The organism is Streptomyces tagetis, assembly GCF_018069565.1.
Taxonomy (GTDB): domain Bacteria; phylum Actinomycetota; class Actinomycetes; order Streptomycetales; family Streptomycetaceae; genus Streptomyces; species Streptomyces tagetis.
Genome location: NZ_JAGPNL010000013.1, coordinates 87,845 through 107,796, shown reverse-complemented (window position 1 = coordinate 107,796; position 19,952 = coordinate 87,845). Strand labels below are relative to the sequence as shown.

At 73.3% G+C, this 19,952-nt stretch carries 17 protein-coding genes, 1 tRNA gene and 2 pseudogenes; 10 read left to right on the top strand and 10 right to left on the bottom strand.

Annotated elements, in window-relative coordinates; translation table 11 throughout:
• Positions 1-242: 242 nt before the first annotated feature.
• Entirely contained in the window at positions 243-743 is a 501-nt protein-coding gene (locus J5Y05_RS31020) for a hypothetical protein (RefSeq protein ID WP_210876633.1), read from the top strand.
• 186 nt (positions 744-929) lie between these two features.
• Here J5Y05_RS31020 and J5Y05_RS31015 read toward each other — a convergent pair whose 3' ends face one another.
• The gene (locus J5Y05_RS31015; RefSeq protein WP_210876632.1) at positions 930-1,613 is read right to left on the bottom strand and encodes a pentapeptide repeat-containing protein; all 684 of its coding nucleotides are present in this window, start codon (positions 1,611-1,613) and stop codon (positions 930-932) included.
• Between the two features lie 238 nt (positions 1,614-1,851).
• Between J5Y05_RS31015 and J5Y05_RS32095 the strand changes: the two are divergent.
• The 3 genes and pseudogenes from J5Y05_RS32095 to J5Y05_RS31005 form a co-directional block, all read left to right on the top strand.
• Positions 1,852-1,995: pseudogene (locus J5Y05_RS32095) on the top strand (oxidoreductase); the annotation flags it as partial.
• An 86-nt stretch (positions 1,996-2,081) separates the two neighbouring features.
• Positions 2,082-3,584, top strand: coding sequence for an MFS transporter (locus J5Y05_RS31010; protein ID WP_210876631.1), 1,503 nt, complete (start codon positions 2,082-2,084; stop codon positions 3,582-3,584).
• 105 nt (positions 3,585-3,689) lie between these two features.
• Positions 3,690-4,340, top strand: a complete 651-nt coding sequence (locus J5Y05_RS31005; RefSeq protein WP_210876630.1) for an HAD-IA family hydrolase — start codon at positions 3,690-3,692, stop codon at positions 4,338-4,340.
• A 165-nt stretch (positions 4,341-4,505) separates the two neighbouring features.
• Here the strand turns inward: J5Y05_RS31005 and J5Y05_RS31000 are convergent.
• Positions 4,506-4,579, bottom strand: a tRNA-Thr gene (locus J5Y05_RS31000).
• Between the two features lie 219 nt (positions 4,580-4,798).
• Between J5Y05_RS31000 and J5Y05_RS30995 the strand changes: the two genes are divergently transcribed.
• The 3 genes from J5Y05_RS30995 to J5Y05_RS30985 all read left to right on the top strand — a co-directional run bounded on the left by J5Y05_RS30995 (position 4,799) and on the right by J5Y05_RS30985 (position 7,385).
• Entirely contained in the window at positions 4,799-5,935 is a 1,137-nt protein-coding gene (locus tag J5Y05_RS30995; protein ID WP_210876629.1) for an ABC transporter ATP-binding protein, read from the top strand.
• Between the two features lie 194 nt (positions 5,936-6,129).
• Positions 6,130-6,597 carry a hypothetical protein gene (locus J5Y05_RS30990; protein ID WP_372450547.1) on the top strand — a complete coding sequence of 156 codons (468 nt, stop codon included), beginning with the start codon at positions 6,130-6,132 and terminating at the stop codon, positions 6,595-6,597.
• A gap of 53 nt (positions 6,598-6,650) precedes the next feature.
• On the top strand, positions 6,651-7,385 hold the full coding sequence (locus J5Y05_RS30985) for a nucleotidyltransferase family protein (protein ID WP_210876628.1): 735 nt from the start codon (positions 6,651-6,653) through the stop codon (positions 7,383-7,385).
• Between the two features lie 126 nt (positions 7,386-7,511).
• Here J5Y05_RS30985 and J5Y05_RS30980 read toward each other — a convergent pair whose 3' ends face one another.
• From J5Y05_RS30980 to J5Y05_RS30955, 6 genes are all read right to left on the bottom strand, one after another.
• Complete coding sequence (locus J5Y05_RS30980) at positions 7,512-9,236, bottom strand: DoxX family protein (protein ID WP_210876627.1); 1,725 nt, start codon at positions 9,234-9,236, stop codon at positions 7,512-7,514.
• 149 nt (positions 9,237-9,385) lie between these two features.
• Positions 9,386-10,327: a 23S rRNA (guanosine(2251)-2'-O)-methyltransferase RlmB gene (gene rlmB, locus J5Y05_RS30975; RefSeq protein ID WP_210876626.1), complete on the bottom strand. Its 942-nt coding sequence runs from the start codon at positions 10,325-10,327 to the stop codon at positions 9,386-9,388.
• Between the two features lie 220 nt (positions 10,328-10,547).
• Positions 10,548-11,948, bottom strand: coding sequence for a cysteine--tRNA ligase (gene cysS / locus J5Y05_RS30970; RefSeq protein WP_210876625.1), 1,401 nt, complete (start codon positions 11,946-11,948; stop codon positions 10,548-10,550).
• Between the two features lie 280 nt (positions 11,949-12,228).
• The gene (gene ispF, locus J5Y05_RS30965) at positions 12,229-12,726 is read right to left on the bottom strand and encodes a 2-C-methyl-D-erythritol 2,4-cyclodiphosphate synthase (RefSeq protein ID WP_210876624.1); all 498 of its coding nucleotides are present in this window, start codon (positions 12,724-12,726) and stop codon (positions 12,229-12,231) included.
• The gene (gene ispD, locus J5Y05_RS30960; protein ID WP_210876623.1) at positions 12,716-13,501 is read right to left on the bottom strand and encodes a 2-C-methyl-D-erythritol 4-phosphate cytidylyltransferase; all 786 of its coding nucleotides are present in this window, start codon (positions 13,499-13,501) and stop codon (positions 12,716-12,718) included. Before ispD ends, ispF begins: the two co-directional genes overlap by 11 nt.
• A gap of 339 nt (positions 13,502-13,840) precedes the next feature.
• Positions 13,841-14,323: a CarD family transcriptional regulator gene (locus tag J5Y05_RS30955; RefSeq protein ID WP_030419515.1), complete on the bottom strand. Its 483-nt coding sequence runs from the start codon at positions 14,321-14,323 to the stop codon at positions 13,841-13,843.
• Between the two features lie 965 nt (positions 14,324-15,288).
• Here J5Y05_RS30955 and J5Y05_RS30950 point away from each other — a divergent pair.
• Positions 15,289-15,903, top strand: a complete 615-nt coding sequence (locus J5Y05_RS30950; protein ID WP_210876622.1) for a copper chaperone PCu(A)C domain-containing protein — start codon at positions 15,289-15,291, stop codon at positions 15,901-15,903.
• A gap of 91 nt (positions 15,904-15,994) precedes the next feature.
• On the opposite strand, the gene phoP is transcribed toward J5Y05_RS30950, so the two are convergent.
• Together phoP and phoR are read right to left on the bottom strand one after the other, a co-directional pair.
• Positions 15,995-16,675, bottom strand: coding sequence for a two-component system response regulator PhoP (phoP, locus tag J5Y05_RS30945; RefSeq protein WP_030829297.1), 681 nt, complete (start codon positions 16,673-16,675; stop codon positions 15,995-15,997).
• Between the two features lie 535 nt (positions 16,676-17,210).
• Positions 17,211-18,474 (bottom strand): annotated as a pseudogene (gene phoR, locus J5Y05_RS30940) (two-component system sensor histidine kinase PhoR); the annotation flags it as partial.
• Between the two features lie 200 nt (positions 18,475-18,674).
• Between phoR and phoU the strand changes: the two are divergent.
• Complete coding sequence (gene phoU, locus J5Y05_RS30935) at positions 18,675-19,391, top strand: phosphate signaling complex protein PhoU (protein WP_210876621.1); 717 nt, start codon at positions 18,675-18,677, stop codon at positions 19,389-19,391.
• Positions 19,392-19,764: 373 nt separating this feature from the next.
• On the top strand, positions 19,765-19,920 hold the full coding sequence (locus J5Y05_RS30930) for a hypothetical protein (RefSeq protein ID WP_199809357.1): 156 nt from the start codon (positions 19,765-19,767) through the stop codon (positions 19,918-19,920).
• The last annotated feature ends 32 nt before the right edge of the window (positions 19,921-19,952 follow it).

Below are 19,952 nucleotides of genomic sequence, written 5' to 3'. Positions count from 1 at the left end.
GCGCCCCCGCACGGCAGCGGCCCCGCGGCGCGGGCTCCGGGGACGCCGGGCAGCGGTCCCGGGCCCGGCGGCAGCCCGGCGGCGCGGCAGCGGCGGGCCCGGCCGCAGCCCGGCGGCGCGGCAGCGGCCCCGGCGCTCCGCCGGCCCCGGCACGGGCTCCGGACGTGCCCGGCGCCAGCCCCGGGGGCCGTCGTCCACGGCCCCCGGCGACCGGGTCCGCCCGGCGTGACACCATCTCCCCCGTGCTCGACATCGGCTACGCCCTCTCCACCCGCTTCCCGGACCCCCCGCAGACGGACTACCGCCGCGCGGACGTCCACGCGCTGCGGCACGACCTGTTCTGCGGCGACGTGTACCTCGCCGACACCGAGGCGGACCGGGAGATCTCCACAGCCTGGGGATGGGTGCCGGTGCTCGACTTCGCCTGGGCGCTGTGCGACATCGTGGAGCACGTCGACCGGGACCCGGCGGGTTCGCGGGCCGCCCGGCCGCAGCGGGCCGAACTGGACTTCACCGAGTCCACCGACCGCCTGCTCTTCGAGCGCCGCTTCGGCTGGGTCGACATCGACGCGGAGTGGCTGCCGGCCGACGAGCCGCCGCTCTCCTTCCCCCACGCCGGACTGCGCCGGGAGGCCCGGGACTTCCTCCACGACCTGCTCGCCGACCTCACCGACCTGCACGAGGACCTTGCGGAGAACCCGGCCGTCTGGACCCTCCAGGCCCGCTTCCCCCGCCTGCCCTGACCGGCCCCCGGCCAGGCACGACCGCGCCGTACCACCCCACCACCACGCCTCGGCCAGCCCGGCACGCCCCCGGCACCCCGACGGGACCGGCCCCCGGCCGGCACCCCGGCACGTCCCAACACCGCCGAACCCCGGCCCGGCGCACAGCGCGCCCCGGCCCCCGGTCCCGACGCACACCCGGCACCCCTACGGCATCACCCGCACCCCCAGTTCCGCCGCCAGTACCGGGGCCAGGTCCAGCAACTGGGTGTGGCTGATCACCGCCCCCGAGAGCCGGTCCACCCCTCGGGCCAGTTCCAGCGGAGCGGCCCCGCGCAGGTCCACGTCGACCAGCGTCGCCGCGCTCAGGTCGGCTCCCCGCACCGCGCAGTCCGCGAACGCCACCCGCTCCAGCCGGGCGCCCCCGAAGTCCGGCTCGACCAGCACACACCCCTCGAAGACCACGTCCTTGAGCCTCGCCCCCCGCAGATTGAGGAAGTCGATCTTCCCGCCCCGGATCACCACCCGCTCCAGTACGGCCCCGTGCGCCTGGACCCCGCCGAGGCGGGCGTCGGCCAGGATCACGTCGCGCAGGGTGGCCTCGCCGAGATCGGTGCCCACGCCCCGTACGCCGGTCAGGACCGTGTCGAGCAGCCGGGCCCGCCTGAGGGACGTCTCGTCCAGGACGCACCCGGTCAGCGCGCAGTCCATGAAGCGGGCGCCCGCGCCGTCCTGCCCGGCCAGGTCCGTCCCGTCGAAGTCCAGCCCGTCGTAGTCCCCATCCCGCTCCAGCCCGCCGTCGCCGTACGGCTCCAGGGGCGGCAGCCGCACCTCGGGCCGCCGCGCCGCCCGCAGCGCCGTACCGTCCGCCGTTCCCGCTCTCCTCGCCATGGACCCATGCTGCACCCCACCACCGACAGTCCCGCCCCGGGCACCCGGCGGGCTTGACCTCAAACGAGGTCGAGGCCGTCGGCCGGCACCCGGCCGCCGCACCCCCCGGCGCCGGCCTTCCGACGATCCAGCCGCCCAGACCACGGGGGACCCATGCCCGCCATCCGTCTGCACGCCTTCGGCCCCGCCGACAACCTGGTCCACCAGGAGCGAGGACCCGCGCCCCGGCCAGGTCCGCGTCGCCCTGCTCGGGCCGGGCGGCCGGCTCCTCGTCTTCGGCTGGTCGGCGCCGGGCATCCGCGACGGCCTTCCGTACCTCGTCGACGGCGTCTGCGAGGAGGTGCCCGGCCCGGCGATGATGAGGCGGGCCGGAGGGCATGACCACCGTCGGGAAGGTGGTCCTGGAGCCGTGAACGGCACGCCACGAGCGAGGATGCGATACATCCCGATCCGTGGTGTTCTGGGCCAATGAGTGCGGCCCGCACAGGTGACGCGAACACACCCCCACCCTCCGATCCCCGCCGCTGGTGGGGGCTGGTGGTGATCGCCCTGGCCCAGTTGATGGTCGTCCTGGACGCGACCATCGTGCAGATCGCGCTGCCCTCCGCGCAGCGCGATCTGGGCATGTCCGACGCCAACCGGCAATGGGTGATCACCGCGTACACCCTGGCCTTCGGCGGACTGCTGCTGCTCGGCGGCCGGATCGCGGACCTGGTGGGCCGCAAACGGACCTTCGTCATCGGCCTGATCGGCTTCGCCGGCGCCTCCGCGCTCGGCGGCGCCGCGCTCAGCTCCGGCATGCTCTTCGGCGCCCGCGCCCTCCAGGGCGTCTTCGCCGCGGTCCTCGCGCCCTCCGCGCTGTCCTTGCTCACCACCACCTTCACCGACCCGAGAGAGCGCGGGAAGGCGTTCGGCGTCTACGGCGCGCTGGCCGGCAGCGGCTCCGCCATCGGCTTCGTCGTCGGCGGCGTGCTCACCGAGTACCTCGACTGGCGCTGGTGCCTGTACGTCAACGTGCCCATCGCCGTCATCGCCGTCTTCGGCGCGCTCACCCTGCTGCACGACATCCCCGGCCACGCGGACGTCCGCCTCGACATCCCCGGCGTCGTCCTCGGCTGCGGCGGGCTCGTCTCCCTCGTCTACGGCTTCAGCGAGGCCCAGCCGCACGGCTGGAGCGACCCGCTGGTGCTCGCGCTCTTCGGCGCCGCCGTCGTACTCCTGGCCACCTTCGTGTGGTGGCAGACCCGGGCGCCCGTACCGCTGCTGCCGCTGCACGTCATCCGCGAGCGGAACCGGGCGGGCTGCTTCCTGACGATGATGCTGGCCGTCATCGGCATGTTCGGCCTGTTCCTGTTCATGACCTACTACCTCCAGGTCATCCTCAGCTACTCGCCGGTGAAGACCGGGCTGGCGTTCCTGCCGCTGACCGCCGGGATCATCGTCGGCTCCACCCAGATCTCGGCCCGGCTGCTGCGCCGGGTGGCACCGCGCATGCTGATGGTCCCCGGCATGGTGCTGGCCTCCGCCGGGATGGTGATCCTCACCCGGATCACGGTGCACTCGGAGTACACCACCGAGGTCATGCCGGCGCTGATCCTGATGGGCCTCGGCATGGGCCTGACCTTCATGCCGGTCTTCTCCACCGCCACCGCCGGGGTCGCCCCGCAGGACTCCGGGGTGACCTCGGCGACGGTCAACACCTCGCAGCAGGTGGGCGGCTCGATCGGCACGGCACTGCTCAACACCGTGGCCACCACGAGCAGCACGACCTTCATCGCCTCGCACCTGAAGAACCCGGCCCAGCGGGCGATGATCGTCAAGGAGGGCATCGTGCACGGCTACACGGTGGCGATCTGGGTGGCCGCCGGCGTGATGCTGCTGGCCGCACTGGTGGCGGGCCTGATGGTGACGGCCAAGGCCCCCCGCCACGGCACCCCCTCCGACACCCCCGTCCCGGAACCCGCCTCCTGACCGAGCCACCGTCCGCCCCTGCCCTCCTGGCCGATCGCCCCTCCCCGTGAGCGAGTGCGCGGTAGCGTCACGGAGGGAACCCACCGGGGAAGGGGCGATCACCGGATGCCGCACGGGACTGGTACTGCCGACAGGCGCGGCCTGATCCTCGACTTCGCCGGAGTGCTCACCGCCGGCCCCGGCCACGTCCATCGCGCCTGGTGTGTTTCCGAAGGGCTGAGCCCCGGGGCGTGGGCCGGCATCCTCGACGATCACCCCGAAGGGCGGCGCCTCTACACCGCGCTGGAGATCGGGGAGCTGGGGCAGGCCGAGTGGAACGCGGCCACGGCCGCTCTCCTCGGGCCGCACGTGGACCCGGTGAACCTGATGGGGCGGGCCTGGGCAGGGGTCCCCGTGGCTCGCCGGATGGTCGCGTTCGCCCGAGCCGCGCGTGCCGCCGGTCACCGGCTCGCGTTGCTGTCCAACAGCTTCGGCCTCGACCCGTTCAACCCGTACGAGCACGTCGGCGTCTGGGACCTGTTCGACGTGCACGTCGTGTCCGAGCTGGTGGGGATGGCCAAGCCCGACCCGGCGATCTACCGGCTCACCCTCGAACGCATCGGGGTCCCGGCCGAGCGGTGCGTGTTCGTGGACGATCACGCGATGAACCTGCCGCCGGCCGCCGAGCTGGGCATCACCACCGTTCACGCCACGGACGAGGACACGGCCGTGGCCGAACTGGAGGCGCTCCTCGGCGTGACGACGTCGCGCACGTGAGCACGGCTGCCGCCCGGGGCGAAGCTCACCGTCGCCGGAAGCGGTGCCCGGCTCGTGCCTCGCGCCCGCCACGCGGTGCTCACGCGAACGGCCCCGGACGGGATGTCCGGGGCCGAAGGGAGCCCTGCTCCGGGGGCAACCCCCAGCTCAGAGCCTTGCTCACAGAGCCCCCTGTCGGATTCGAACCGACGACCTTCGCTTTACAAGAGCGGCGCTCTGACCAACTGAGCTAAGGAGGCGGCGCGCGGCGGACCGCACGGAGGCTGCTCCACTGTACACAGAGGCGGTGAACGGGGGGATGCGCGCGTCCGCGGCGAAGTTCACCGGCCGGTAGGTGCTGACAGACCACGTGAACGCCAGGTAGCGTCCTGGCACGGTTCACTCGCGTGGACCACACCACCACCTTCCTACAACGGATCGTCCGGCACGTTCCTGCCGGTAGAAGGGGGCCCATCACCATGGCCACTGTCCAGTTCGACAAGGCGACCCGGATCTACCCCGGTTCCGACAAGCCCGCCGTCGACGGTCTCGACATCGACATCGCGGACGGGGAGTTCCTCGTCCTGGTCGGCCCGTCCGGCTGCGGCAAGTCCACCTCGCTCCGCATGCTCGCCGGACTGGAGGACGTCAACGGCGGCGCCATCCGCATCGGCGACCGCGACGTCACCCACCTCCCGCCCAAGGACCGGGACATCGCCATGGTGTTCCAGAACTACGCCCTGTACCCGCACATGAGCGTCGCGGACAACATGGGCTTCGCCCTCAAGATCGCGGGCGTGCCGAAGGCGGAGATCCGGCAGAAGGTCGAGGAGGCCGCCAAGATCCTCGACCTCAGCGAGTACCTGGACCGCAAGCCGAAGGCGCTCTCCGGCGGTCAGCGCCAGCGCGTCGCCATGGGCCGCGCCATCGTCCGCGAGCCGCAGGTCTTCCTCATGGACGAGCCGCTGTCCAACCTGGACGCCAAGCTCCGCGTCTCCACCCGTACGCAGATCGCCTCGCTCCAGCGCCGCCTGGGCATCACCACCGTCTACGTCACCCACGACCAGGTCGAGGCGATGACCATGGGCGACCGGGTGGCCGTGCTCAAGGACGGCCTGCTCCAGCAGGTCGACTCCCCGCGCAACATGTACGACAAGCCCGCCAACCTCTTCGTCGCCGGCTTCATCGGCTCCCCCGCCATGAACCTGGTCGAGGTGCCGATCACCGACGGCGGCGTGAAGTTCGGCAACAGCGTGGTCCCGGTCAGCCGGGAGGCCCTGAAGGCCGCCGCCGACAAGGGCGACCGCACGGTCACCGTCGGCGTCCGTCCCGAGCACTTCGACGTGGTCGAGCTGGGCGGCGGCGCCTCCGCCTCGCTGACGAAGGACGCCGACGACGCCCCGGCCGGCCTCGCGGTCTCGGTCAACGTCGTGGAGGAGACCGGCGCCGACGGCTACATCTTCGGCACCGCCGAGGTCGGCGGCGAGTCCAGGGACCTCGTCGTCCGCGTCAGCAGCCGCGCCGTGCCCGAGAAGGGCTCGACCGTGCACGTCGTCCCGCACCCGGGCGAGACCCACGTGTTCTCGACCTCCACGGGCGAGCGCCTCTCCGACTGAGAATTCACCCGCTCTGACGACATCGGGCCCCGCGGTTTGCCGCGGGGCCCGTTCCGTTCCCCGGCCCGAGACCGGCACTTCGGGACGTTTCGAGCCGCGTGCGTCAACCTGTTACCCATTTCGTGGCACCACTTCATCCCCCGAACCGGTGACTAAATGTCGCCAAATCATCACCGGACGCTACCCTCACTCGCGTGAAGCACTCCGTGAAGCACTCCGCCATCCCGCAGAGGCGCCACGGCCGGGGCCCCGCCCACCGCATCGGCCGCTCGCTCGCCTTCGTCCTGCCCGTCGTCCTGGTGCTCTCCGGCACCCTCGCCGTGACCCGGGTCGACTGGTCGGGAGACCCCTCGGACTCGGTGCTCACCGCGTCCGACGCCTCCTCCTCGCAGACCGGCGCGACCACCGCGCCCCGCGCCGCGCACGAGGTGTTGCGCGATCAGCTCCTGACCGAGTTGCAGGAGAAGGACCCGGGCATCGCCCTGACACACCTCCAGCAGGCCGTCAACGACCGGCCGTCGCTCGCCGGGCACTGCGCCTCCATCGCGCGGGCACTGGGCCGCGCCGCGGTCAAGGTGTACGGGCCCACGCGCGCCCAGTCGTTCGCCCGCCCCGTCTGCGACACCGCCTTCGCCTCGGGCGTGCTGGCCGCGCACGGCTGAGCACCGCACCTCGCTGCCACGGCGCCGGCGGGGCGCCCCGTACAGTTCGGGTCATGACCGATCCGAACGCCGCGTCCCGCCGCCCCGTTCAGGCCGTCGTCCTGGCCGGCGGACAGGGGTCCCGGCTCCGTCCGTACACCGACGACCGGCCCAAGCCGATGGTCGAGATCCCGGGCACCGGGACCCCGATCATCGGCCATCAGCTCTCCTGGCTCGCCGACGAGGGCGTGACCGACGTGGTGGTCTCCTGCGGCCACCTCGCCGAAGTGCTGCAGAAATGGCTGGAGACGGCCGATCTGCCGCTCTCCGTCAGCACCGTCGTGGAGACCGAGCCACTGGGCCGCGGCGGCGGCCTGAAGTACGCCGCCGCCCGCCTGCCCCACCCCGACCGGCCCTGGTACGCCACCAACGGCGACATCTGGACGCGCTTCTCGCTGCGCGACATGGCCGACTTCCACGCCGAGCGGGGCGCCGTGGCGACCCTCGCGCTGGCCCGCCCGCGGCTGCCCTGGGGTGCCGTGAAGACCGACGGCTTCGGGCACATCACGGACTTCATCGAGGCCCCGCCGTCGACCTTCGAGATCAACGCGGGCGTCTACGTCTTCTCGTCCGGTTTCGCGGAGTTGCTGCCGGAGCGCGGTGACCACGAGCGGACGACGTTCCCCCGGCTGGCCCGCGAACGCAAGCTGGCCGGCTTCACCATCCCGCAGGGCTCCTACTGGCGGGCGATCGACACCGCGAAGGACCTGACGGAGGCCGCCCGCGAACTCGCCGCCCAGCGCCGCTGACCGGTCTCCCCCGGCACCGCTGGACCGGCGCCCTTCTGATCCGGCTCCCGCCTTCCCGGCATCTCGTACGACGACGGGGTCCCGCACGTTTCTCGTGCGGGACCCCGTCGTCGTCAGGGCCGGTGGTCAGCCCAGGAGGCCGCCCACCAGGCGTCCGCCCGGCTGCCCGGTGGACGGTTCGCCTTCCTCGCCGCCTCCGCCGCCGGTGCCCCCGCCGGCCCCCGTGGAGCCGTCGGAGCCGGTGGTGGCGCCGCCGGAGGTCGGTCCGGCGCTGGTGCTCGGCGCCTGTCCGGCCGGGGCCTCCTGCTGCGGCGGGGCCTGGCCCGTGGTGCCCTGGGTCTGGCTCGGGGCACCGCCGGTGGTGACGCCGCCGCCCTGGGTCGCGCCCGGGGTGGTCGTGGCGCCCCCGGTGGCCGGGCCGGTGGTGGTGCCGCTGGTGGCGCCCTGGGTGGGCGAGGAGGACGCCTCCGGAGTGGTGGTCGCGGTGCGCTCGCCGGGCTCCTGGGGCAGCGGGGAGCCGGGCAGCACGTTGCGCGGGGCCTCGCCGGGCCCGGGGACGACCACGCGGTCGGCGTCGCGGACGGCACCGCCGAGCAGCGAGCCGACCAGCAGGGTGATGCCGGTGACGAGGAAGGTCACCACGGCACCGCGCCGCAGCACCCAGCGGCGCAGGTCCCAGATGTCGGCCCGGGGGCCGAGGCGGCGCCAGGCGCTGCCGGCCAGCCTGCCGTCGACGGAGTAGACCGGGGCGCCCGCGATGATCAGCGGGGACCAGGCGGCGAGGTAGATGATGTCCGGCGCGTCGTAGGCGGGGACGCTCTTCCAGCTCACGGTGACCAGCAGCGCGGCCGACAGCAGGGCGCCGATCCCGGCGGCCAGCCGCTGCCAGCAGCCCAGCACGGTCAGGACGCCGACGATCACCTGGAGGAAGGCGATGACCAGCCCGGAGCCGACCGGGTGGGCCAGGGCGAACTGGCGCAGCGGCTCGGCGACGTCCCACGGGTGCAGGGTGTTGAGCCACTTGACCATGGAGCCGCGCTCGCCGCCGTCGAAGTAGACGGGGTCGCAGAGCTTGCCCATGCCGGCGTAGATGGAGATGAAGCCGAGGAAGACGCGCAGCGGGAGCAGCACGACCCCGAGGTTCATCCGGCGGCCGGGGTAGTAGGCGTGCCGCGCCGGGTCGTCGCCGTGCCGCCGGGAGCCGGCGCCCTCGCCCGGGTACGCGCCCGGGTACGCGCCCGAGGTGACGTCGAAGTCGTCGTCGGCGTAGGCGAGTTCGTCGTAGGCGCTGCCGGAGGAGCGCATCGCGGGCAGCAGCCGGGTGCCGTCGCCGACGGGGCCGCGCGGGGCGCCGACGACCGGCGACTCCAGGGGCTGGGTGTCGGGGCCCTCGTCGTGGCCGTCCTCGTGGCCGGGGAGGCCGTGGCGGGGGGCGGCCGGCTCGCCGAAGCGGGGGATGACCTGGGTGGCGCCGGGGTCACCGGGGCCGTCGGACGGGGCCGCGACATGGTGGCCGGCCCCCGCCCGCACCGCCTGGAGCAGCCGGTGGGCTCCCGTGTCGTCCGGTTCGGACCGGCCGCTCCAGACGACGGGGCGGCGGCGGGCGGCCTGGCCCACGGCACCGGCCACGGGGAAGCGCGCGGTGTCCTGGGTGGCGCTCAGGTGCCGTGCGATCCGCGGGGACCGGGTCCGCCGCGCCGAGGCACCGAGCTGCACGCGGAAGCTCGCGTGGTTGACGATGACCTGAGCCGGATCGCTCGGCACCTTCACCATGCTCAGCGCGGGAGCGTCGTCGACCAGCGACGAGCGGTCCCCCGTGGGTGTGCGGGGTGTTCTGGTGTCCACACTCATCTAACCGAGTGACGTGACGTTAGGACACTGCCTTGACCCGCCGGATCTGTCCGGACCGCGTCAAGCATGTCCGGACCGTCCGGAACACCCCGTACGGGGGACGCGTCGAACGCCGGTTCACCCGTTCGGCGGGACCGGCGTCCGTACGCTCAAGCCCGCCTGCGGGCCGCCTCGTAGAGCACGATCCCCGCCGCCACACCGGCGTTGAGGGATTCGGCGCCGCCCGGCATCGGGATGCGCACCCGGACGTCGCAGGTCTCGCCGACCAGCCGGGACAGGCCCTTGCCCTCGCTGCCGACCACGATGACGACCGGCCCGCCGAGGGCGTCCAGGTCGCTCAGCTCGGCCTCCCCGTCGGCGGTGAGGCCGACGACGACGACCCCGGCCTTCTGGTACGTCTCCAGCGCCCGGGTGAGGTTGGTGGCGCGCGCGACCGGCGTGCGCGCCGCGGTGCCGGCCGACGTCTTCCAGGCGCCCGCCGTCATGCCGGCCGCCCGCCGCTCGGGCACGACCACGCCGTGGCCGCCGAAGGCGGAGACGGAGCGGACGACGGCCCCGAGGTTGCGCGGGTCGGTCACCCCGTCCAGGGCGACGATCAGCGGGGCCTCGCCCGCGTCGGCGGCGGCGTCGGCGAGGTCCTCCGGGTGCGCGTACTCGTACGGCGGGACCTGGAGGACGAGGCCCTGGTGGTTGAGGCCGTTGGTCATCCGGTCCAGCTCGGGGCGGGGCGCCTCCATGAGGTTGATGCCACCGCGGTCGGCGACGAGCTGGAGGGCCTCGCGCACCCGCTCGTCGTTGTCGATGAACTGCTGGACGTAGAGCGTGGAGGCGGGCACGCCCTCGCGCAGCGCCTCGACGACCGGGTTGCGGCCGACGACCAGTTCGGACGTGGACCGGCCGCCGCCGCGCCGCTGCTGCGGGCGGCCCTGGGCGCGGCGCGTCTTGGCGTGGGCGGCGCGCTGCTTGGCGTGCCCCTTGCGCATCTCGGCGGGAGGCGTGGGCCCCTTGCCCTCCAGGCCCCGGCGCCGCTTGCCGCCGCTGCCGACCTGCGCGCCCTTCTTGCCGGACATGCGGCGGTTGTTCGCGGCCATGAGTTCCCTGTCTCCACTCTGTTTCGCGTCGGTTCGCGTCTGTCTTCGCGTCTGTTCTCGCGTCTGGTGCGCGCTCGGTGCGCGCCTGTTCTCGCCGCGCGTCGTACGCGGTCGCCCGCGCCGTGCGGGGTCCGCGGGGTGGTACGCGGTCGTCGTGTCGTATGCAGTGTGCCGCCCGGGGGGCCGGGCGGCACAAGTGGATCTTCCGCGGCCGGGCCGGTCAGCGCGGGCCGAGGCTCCAGCGGGGGCCGTGCGCGCCGTCCTCGACGACCAGTCCGGACTCGCCCAGCCGGTCGCGGATGGCGTCCGCGGTGGGCCAGTCCTTGCGGGCCCGCGCGGCCTCGCGCTGGTCGAGGACGAGGCGGACGAGGCTGTCGACGACGCCGTGGAGGTCCTCGCCGCGGTCGGCCTCGCCGGCCCAGTGCGCGTCCAGCGGGTCGAGGCCGAGCACGCCGAGCATGGCGCGGACCTCGGCGAGCCGCGCGACGGCGGCCTCCTTGTCGTCGGCGGCCAGCGCGCTGTTGCCCTGCCGGACGGTGGTGTGCACGACGGCCAGCGCCTGGGGGACGCCGAGGTCGTCGTCCATCGCCTCGGCGAAGGCGGGCGGCACCTCGGCGGCGGGCTCGGCGGGCCCTCCGGCGAGTTCGGTGACGCGCTGCACGAAGCCCTCGATGCGGGCGAAGGCGGACTCCGCCTCGCGCAGGGCCTCCTCGCCGTACTCGATGGTGGAGCGGTAGTGCGGGGTGCCCAGGTAGTAGCGGAGCACGATCGGGCGCCAGCGCTTGACCATCTCGGAGACGAGCACGCTGTTGCCGAGCGACTTCGACATCTTCTCGCCGCTCATGGTGACCCAGGCGTTGTGCACCCAGTACTCGGCGAAGGTGTCGCCGAAGCCGCGGGCCTGGGCGATCTCGTTCTCGTGGTGCGGGAAGATCAGGTCGATCCCGCCGCCGTGGATGTCGAACGCGCTGCCCAGGTACTTGTGGGCCATCGCCGAGCACTCCAGGTGCCACCCCGGCCGGCCCCGGCCCCACGGCGTCTCCCAGCTCGGCTCGCCCGGCTTGACCGCCTTCCACATGGCGAAGTCCCGCGGGTCCCGCTTGCCGGTCTCGCCCTCCTCGGAGGGCTGGCGCAGGTCGTCCAGGTCCTGGTTGGACAGGGAGAGGTACCCGGGCAGGGAGCGCACGTCGAAGTAGACGTTGCCGTCGGCCTCGTAGGCGTGGCCGCGCTCGATCAGGCCGCGCATCATCTCGACCATCTCGGTGATGTGCCCGGTGGCGCGGGGCTCGTAGGTGGGGGGCAGGCAGCCGAGGGCCGAGTAGGCGTCGTCGAAGGCCCGTTCGTTCTCGTAGCCGATGGACCACCAGGGGCGGTTCTGCTCCGCCGCCTTGCGGATGATCTTGTCGTCGATGTCGGTGACGTTGCGGATGAACGTCACGTCGTAGCCGCGGTACGCGAACCAGCGGCGCATGATGTCGAAGTTGAGCCCCGACCGGACATGGCCGATGTGCGGGGCCGCCTGAACGGTGGCACCGCACAGGTAGATCGAGACACACCCGGGCGTGAGAGGGGCGAAGTCACGGATCTGCCGGGCGTTGGTGTCGTACAGGCGAATGGTCACGGCTCCAGGGTAGTGGGCCCCGGACAGTGCCTGGGGCCCACCGACCCCTTGACGCCCCCGACGGAGGCGGCCGGGGGTGCCGCGGGTGACCGGGGGCGGCGCGGAAGCGGCCGTTCCGCCGTACGCGGGCGGGGTGGAACCGGCCATTTCGGGGTGCGGGCGGGGGCCGCGTGGGTACGAGGCCCGGCTGACCCGCGGGCGCGGCCCGGCTGACCCGCGCGGCGCTCTCGTGAGGACACCGAGTGGGTCAGGAACGGATCAGGCGCGGATCAGGGACGGATCAGGAGGTGCGGGCGACCAGGGCCGTGGCCACGGCCATCAGCCCCTCGTCCCGGCCGGGGAAGCCGAGGCCGTCCGTGGTGGCGCCGGAGACGGAGACCGGGGCGCCGACCGCCTCGGAGAGCACCTTCTGGGCCTCTTCGCGGCGTTTGCCGATCTTCGGGCGTGCCCCCACGACCTGCACCGCGACGTTGCCGATCCGGAAGCCCGCCGCCCGGACGATCCGCGCGGCCTCCGTCAGCAGGGTCACCCCCGAGGCGCCGGACCACTCGGGGCGCCCGGTGCCGAAGTGCTGCCCCAGGTCACCGAGCCCGGCGGCGGAGAACAGCGCGTTGCACGCGGCGTGCGCGACCACGTCCGCGTCGGAGTGCCCGGCCAGCCCGGGGCCCTCGCCCTCCCACCTCAGGCCCGCGCACCACAGCTCGCGGCCCTCCTCGAAGGCGTGGATGTCGGTGCCGATGCCGACCTGCGGCAGGGCGGGGAAGTCCTCAGAAGCCATCGGTGTGCCTCCTGCGGGCCAGGACCGCCTCGGCGAGCACCAGGTCCAGCGGACGGGTCACCTTGAACGCCTCCTCGTGCCCCGGCACCACCACGACCGACAGCCCGAGCCGCTCGACCATGCTCGCGTCGTCGGTGACCTCGCCGGTCACGGTGGTGTGGGCGCGGACCAGCGTGTCGTGGTCGAAGCCCTGCGGCGTCTGCACCGCGCGCAGCAGGGACCGCTCCGGCGTGGCCACGACGGGCTCGGGCGTGCCGGGCACACCGGCCGGCTCGACCTGCTTGACGGTGTCGGCGAGCGGCAGTGCCGGCACGACGGCCGGGGCGCCCCGGCGCACCGCCTCGATCACGGCGTCCACCGTCTCCACCGGCACCAGGGGCCGGGCCGCGTCGTGCACGAGGACGACGTCGTACACGCCGGGCGGCAGCACCTCCAGGCCGCGCCGTACGGATTCCTGGCGGGTCTCGCCGCCGGGCACCACGAGCAGGTCGGTCCCCTCCGGCAGCGGGTGCGCGTCCAGGAGGCCCTTGACCTCGGTGGCGCCGTCGGGCGGGGCCACGACGACGACCAGGGAGACCGCGCGGGAGGCGGCCATCGCGCGGACCGCGTGGATCAGCATGGGAGTGCCGCCGAGCGCCCGGAGCGCCTTGGGGGCGCCGGGTCCGAGGCGTACGCCCCGCCCGGCGGCCGGGATGACCGCCGCGGTCCGGGCGGGCACGGGAGTCTCGGCGGGCCCGGGGGCCCCGGTGGGCGAGAGCCGCGATTCGTCAGACATCGGTTCCTGTCAGGTTTGTGTGCTCGACCTAGGTGGGTATGGCCTTCACCGTGCCGGGCGCTACGCCTTGACCGGACCCTTCCGTGACCCTGGTCGAGCCGCGGACCGAGCCCGGCACGCGAGGGACCGGGGGAGACCTCCCGGGAGGAGCCTACGAAGACCGGCGGCTCCCGTGGCCTCATCCCGGGGCCCGGCATCCCCGGGTGGGCCCGGCCGCTGGAACGAACATGCCGCGGCGCCCGGCGACAGAAGCTGTCATCGGGCACCACGGCATTTCCGTGCGCTGATTCCGAGCGTGCGGCGAGCGCGCCTCGCGTCAGGCCACGCGAGCGTCCCGCCTCAGGAAGCGAGAACCTCGTCGAGCAGGGCCTCGGCCTTGTCCTCGTTGGTGTTCTCCGCGAGGGCCAGCTCGCTCACCAGGATCTGGCGGGCCTTGGCGAGCATGCGCTTCTCACCGGCGGAGAGTCCGCGCTCGCGCTCGCGCCGCCAGAGATCGCGCACCACTTCCGCGACCCGGATGACGTCGCCGGAGGCGAGCTTCTCCAGGTTTGCCTTGTAACGACGCGACCAGTTCGTGGGCTCCTCGGCGTACGGCGCGCGCAGCACCTCGAAGACCCGGTCCAGCCCGTCCTGACCGACCACATCACGCACGCCGACGAACTCCGCATTGTCCGCTGGCACACGTACCGTCAGGTCACCCTGGGCGACCTTCAGCACCAAGTAGGTCTTGTCCACGCCTTTGATCTGGCGAGTTTCGATAGCCTCGATCAGCGCGGCCCCGTGATGGGGATAGACCACGGTGTCGCCAACCTTGAACGTCATGTGACAGGTACCCCTTCCGTGGCTATCCAGGGTAACACGGATACGGCGTCTACTGAATGGCGTTTTCGCAGGTCAGGGCATATCTCGGGGCTTGACAACAGTCACAGGAACGTGCTGCGCGAGGTCAGCGGAACCTCGTATTCGCAGGTCGGAGGGGCTCTTCGGGCCGGACGAAACACCCACGTCACACCCTCCGAGGGCCTCGCCACACCGACCAAACATCCCCATATGTCCGGTCCCTGACGTGCGACTTCCGCTACTCCGTTCGACACTCGGGGCGGGGTTCCGGTCGAATCCGGGAATTGATCACCTGCCGGACGGCCACCGGCCCACCGTGATCAATTCCCGGCCCGGGGACACATTCCTTCACATGCAATTCACGCGCCGACAGCGCGTCGGTATCGCGGGGCTTCTTATCGGAATGACGCACGGGACGGGTACTCCAAAGGCACCAAAGGCGGCCGGGAAGCGGCCCCGGGTGTGGCGTGAAAGTAACGGGAGCTGTGGAAGCTGCGGGAGCTGCGGGAGGGCTGCGGGAGGGAGTGGGCGGCGTGGGCGGACTGGACTTGGGGGAGGCTGTTCCGGCCGGCGTCCCGGCTCCGGGGTGGCCTCTGCGGGTGTCCCGCTCCGGGATGGCCGGTGCGGACGTCCAGGCTCCGGGGTGGCCTGTGCGGGTGTCCCGCTCCGGGATGGCCGGTGCGGCGGCGTCGTCGGCGGCGTGGCGAGGGGCTCGGCCCGTCCGGTCCGGCACCCACCGGTCGGCGCCCGCCCGCCCCGGACCGGTTTCCCGCCCCGGGCCCGTTTCCCGCCCCGGCTGCCGCCTGCCGGGCGAAGCCGCGGCCCCCGGGGGAGGGTCGGGTGCGGCGGCCCCGGGACGGCTCGGTAACCTATGGTCGCTGACCATCACTTAGGGCGGCTTTATCCCTTGCCGCCGCCTCGCTCGAGTCCTAGGAGTTGCCGCCGCCGTGAGCAGCAGCCTTCGACGCGGCGCCCTCGCCGCCGCCGCCATCGCGTTCTCGATCGCCTCGCTCGCCGCGTGCGGTGCCGGCCACAACGCCCAGTCACTGGAGATCCAGCCGGACCACGCGGCCACGGCCGTCGGCGACATCAAGATCCAGAACGCCGTCGTCATCACCCAGCCCGACCTCCAGTCGACCGGCCCGGCCGTGGTCGCCGCCACGCTCTTCAACGAAGGCCGCACCGACCAGACCCTGGAGTCCATCACCCTGCCCGGCACCGGCAAGAACGCCGAGCTGAAGCCCGCCAAGGGCAGCGGCGGCCTGGTCGTCCCGGCCGGGGGCTCCCTGATCATCGGCGGCAAGGACAACGCCTCCGCCGTCCTGCCCAGCAGCCGCGAGTCCGTCCAGGACGGCAACGCCCAGAAGGTCACCTTCACCTTCAGCAAGACCGGTGACGTGAACCTCCAGGCGTTCGTCGTGCCCGCCGAGAGCTTCTTCTCGTCCTGGGGCCCGAGCGAGACCCCGGCCGCCCCGGGCGCCCCGGCGGACGCCGCCGCCGAGCCGTCGGCCGACGCGAGCGCCTCGGCGAGCGCCGGCGCCTCCGAGCCGGCCGCCGGCTGAGCCGCCGTACGCGACCGCCGTATCCGGCCACGCGAAGGGCGGGACCTCCCAGGGAGGTCCCGCCCTTCGCGTGTCGTCCCGCCGGGCCGGCCTACGGCTCGAACTTGTAGCCGAGCCCCCGCACGGTCACCAGGTACCGCGGTGCGCCCGGGTCGGGCTCGATCTTGGCGCGCAGCCGCTTGACGTGGACGTCCAGGGTCTTGGTGTCGCCGACGTAGTCGGCGCCCCACACCCGGTCGATGAGCTGCATGCGGGTCAGCACCCGGCCCGCGTTGCGCAGCAACATCTCCAGCAGGTCGAACTCCTTCAGCGGCAGGTCGACCTTGGTGCCGCCGACGGTGACCACGTGCCGGTCCACGTCCATGCGGACCGGGCCGGCCTCCAGCGCGGCGGGGGCGACCTCCTCGGGCTCGCCGCGGCGGCGCAGCACGGCGCGGATACGGGCGACCAGCTCGCGGGAGGAGAAGGGCTTGGTGACGTAGTCGTCGGCCCCTATCTCCAGTCCCACGACCTTGTCGATCTCACTGTCCTTGGCCGTGACCATGATCACGGGGACGTTGGAACGGCCGCGCAGTTGGCGGCAGACCTCGGTGCCCGGCAGGCCGGGCAGCATCAGGTCGAGGAGGACGAGGTCGGCGCCGTTGCGCTCGAACTCGTCGAGTCCGTCGGGCCCCGTGGTCGCGACCGCGACCTCGAAGCCCTCCTTGCGGAGCATGTAGGACAGGGCGTCGGAGAAGGACTCCTCGTCCTCGACGACGAGCACACGGGTCACGGAAGGACCTCCGGAGCGGGAAGCGTTTCGTACGGGGATCGGTGGGAGGAAGCGGAGCCGGACCGTCCGGCCGCCCCCGTCTCCTCCGCGGGGGCCGCGGGTGCCGCGCGGTCCTCGTCCGCCGTGGTCGGGGCGGCGTCGGCGTGCGGTGCGGGGTCGATGACCCGGGCGGTGTCTCCGCGCGGGACGGGGTCGGGGTCGGGGTGGGAGACGGGGCCGGCGGGCTCCGGGGGGTGCACGGGCGCGGTGCGGTCCGTGGTGCCCCCGAGGTGTCCGGGCGCCGTACCACCGTGTGCGTCGTGTGGCGCGCGGTCGGTGGGGTCGGGGAGGTCTGTGGGACCGATGAGGTCTTCTGCGGGACCGGTGAGGTCGTCCGTGGGGCTGAGGGGACCGGCGAGGTCTCCGGAGTCACCGTAGACGGCGTCACCCGTGGCGGAGTGACCCGTGGCGTCACCATAAGGGGTGCCACCCATGGCGGAGTCACCATAAGCCGTCTCACCCGGGGCGGAGTCACCGTAAGCCGTGTCATCCGCGGCGGAGCCACCGTGGGCGGTGGCACCCGTGGCACCCGGGGCACCCGTGGCACCCGTGGCGGAGTGGCTGTGCTCGGTGGCACCCGGGGCGGCCGGGTCCCGGGGGGCGCGGTCGCCGGCCGGGCCCGATTCGGGCAGGCGCAGGGTGAAGGTGGACCCCTGTCCCTCGGCGCTCCACAGCGTGACGTCCCCGCCGTGCGAGGCGACCACGTGCTTGACGATGGCGAGGCCCAGCCCCGTACCGCCGGTGGCCCGGGAGCGGGCGGGGTCGACGCGGTAGAAGCGCTCGAAGACGCGCTCCCTGTCCTTCTCCGAGATGCCGATGCCCTGGTCGGTCACGGCGATCTCGATCATGGCGCCGCCGGACGCGGCGACCCGGCGGACCGCGATGCCGACGCGGGTCCGGGCGGGTGAGTAGTTGACGGCGTTCTCGACGAGGTTGCCGATCGCGGCGGCGAGCTGGCCGCGGTTGCCGTGCACCGACAGGCCCGCGGCACCGGCCGTCGCCATGGTGATCTGCTTGGTGCCGGCCGCGTGCCGGCACCGGTCGACGGCCTCGGCGACCAGCTCGTCCACCCGGACCGGCTCGGCGTCGTCGAGGGTGTCGTCGTTCTGCACCCGGGACAGGTCGATCAGCTCCTGCACCAGGTTGGTGAGCCGGGTCGCCTCGATCTGCATCCGCCCGGCGAAGCGCTCGACCGCCTCGGGGTCGTCGGAGGCGTCCATCACCGCCTCGGAGAGCAGGGACAACGCGCCCACCGGCGTCTTCAGCTCGTGGCTCACATTGGCGACGAAGTCGCGCCGGACCGCTTCGATACGGCGGGCCTCGGTGAGGTCCTCGACCAGCAGGAGCACCAGCCGGGAGCCGAGCGGCGCGACGCGCGCGGAGACGGCCAGCGCCTCGCCCCGCCCGCTGCGGCGCGGCAGGTCCAGCTCCACCTGGCGTATCTCTCCGTCGCGGCGCGTGTCACGGGCCATCTGGAGCATGGGGTCGACGGCGAGCCGTCCGCCCCGGACCAGACCGAGGGCGTACGCGGCCGAGCTGGCCTTGACCACGGCGTCGGCCTCGTCGAGGACGACCGCCGAGGACCGCAGCACCGACAGGACCGTGTCCACGCCGGGCGGGAGCACCGGGTCGGTGTGCAGGGAGGTGCGGGTGGGCCGGCTCTGGTCGCGCTCGCTCCAGCGGAACGCCAGCACGGCGATGACGCCGGTGAGCAATCCGGCCAGCGCCGCCACTGCGGCGACCGCCGCGTTCACGTCCATGCGTCCAGGTTAGGCATGAGGAACACGCTGCCCCCAGCCATCGGCGTGCGACCTCGAACACTCGTCGCCCAGAGTTCACCTGGGGGCCAGGGATGGTTCATTCCGGGTGCCGGAAACGGACGCGTACGGGCCGGACGGTGGGGCCGTGGGGCCGGGGCGGGGGAACCGAGCCCCCGCCACGACGTACGAGAGGGAACCTGATGCGGGACGCCTACCACGAGGAACTGGACTCGATCGGCGACAGTCTGGTGGAGATGGGCCGGCTGGTCGGTTCGGCGATCGGACGCGCCACGACCGCCATCCTCGACGCCGACCTGAAGCTCGCCGAGGAGGTGATCGAGGGCGACCAGAAGGTCGACGAGCTCCAGCACGACCTGGAGGCGCGGGCGATCACCCTGCTGGCCCGGCAGCAGCCGGTCGCCACTGACCTGCGCATCGTCGTCACGTCGCTGCGGATGTCGGCCGACCTGGAGCGTTCGGGCGACCTGGCCCAGCACGTGGCCAAGCTGGCCCGGCTGCGCTACCCGGCGCGGGCCGTCCCCCGCGACCTGCACGCCACCATCCTGGAGATGGGGCAGCTCGCCCAGCGGCTGATGGCCAAGGCGGCCGAGGTGATCATCACCAAGGACGTCGAGCTGGCCCTCCAGTTGGAGCAGGACGACGACGAGATGGACCTGCTGCACCGCGCCCTCTTCCAGCACCTGATGGACGACCGCTGGAAGCACGGCATCGAGACGGCCGTCGACGTGACCCTGCTGGGCCGCTACTACGAGCGGTACGCGGACCACGCCGTGGCGGTCGCCAAGCGGGTGGTGTACCTGGTCACCGGCGAACACGCGGACGAACTCCAGGCGGACGTGCCGACGGTGAGCCGGGGCGAGGCGCCGGAGGCGACGGAGGGGGCTGAGGGGGGCTGAGGGGCGGTCGGGGGCTGGGGGCCGGGCCGGGGGGCTCGGGCCCTCGGGGGCTCCGGGGCGCTCCGGGGGCCTCTGGGCCCTCGTGTTCCCGGGGCTCCCAGGGCTCCCAGGGCTCCCAGGGTTCTGAGCGCTCTGTGCGCTCTGGGAGTCCGGGCGCTCCGGGCGCTCCCGGTTGCTGGTGGCGGCGGCGGGCAGCGGACAGCGGGCGGCGGCCGAACCGGGACGGCCAAGGGCTCCGCGGCCGGGCGCCCAGGCCGGGACGGCCAGGCGGCTCGACGGCCGAGGGGGCGCACGTGATCACCGCATGCGCCGTTGATGCGACCGCCACTCGGGGCATCCAATGGTCACAGGCACCAGCCCCAAGGAGGGTCCCATGGCCGAATCCCCCGCTCAGCAGCCCGACCCCGCGCAGCAGCGCCCGACCGAGCAGCCCGCAGACCTCAAGAGCCTGCCCCTGATCGCCGCCTGCGGCTGCGGTTCGGGGTGCGGCTGCGGCTGCCAGTCCGGAAACCCCTGCCAGTGCGGCTGACCGCACGGTGAGGTGACGCGGTGCGGTGGCCG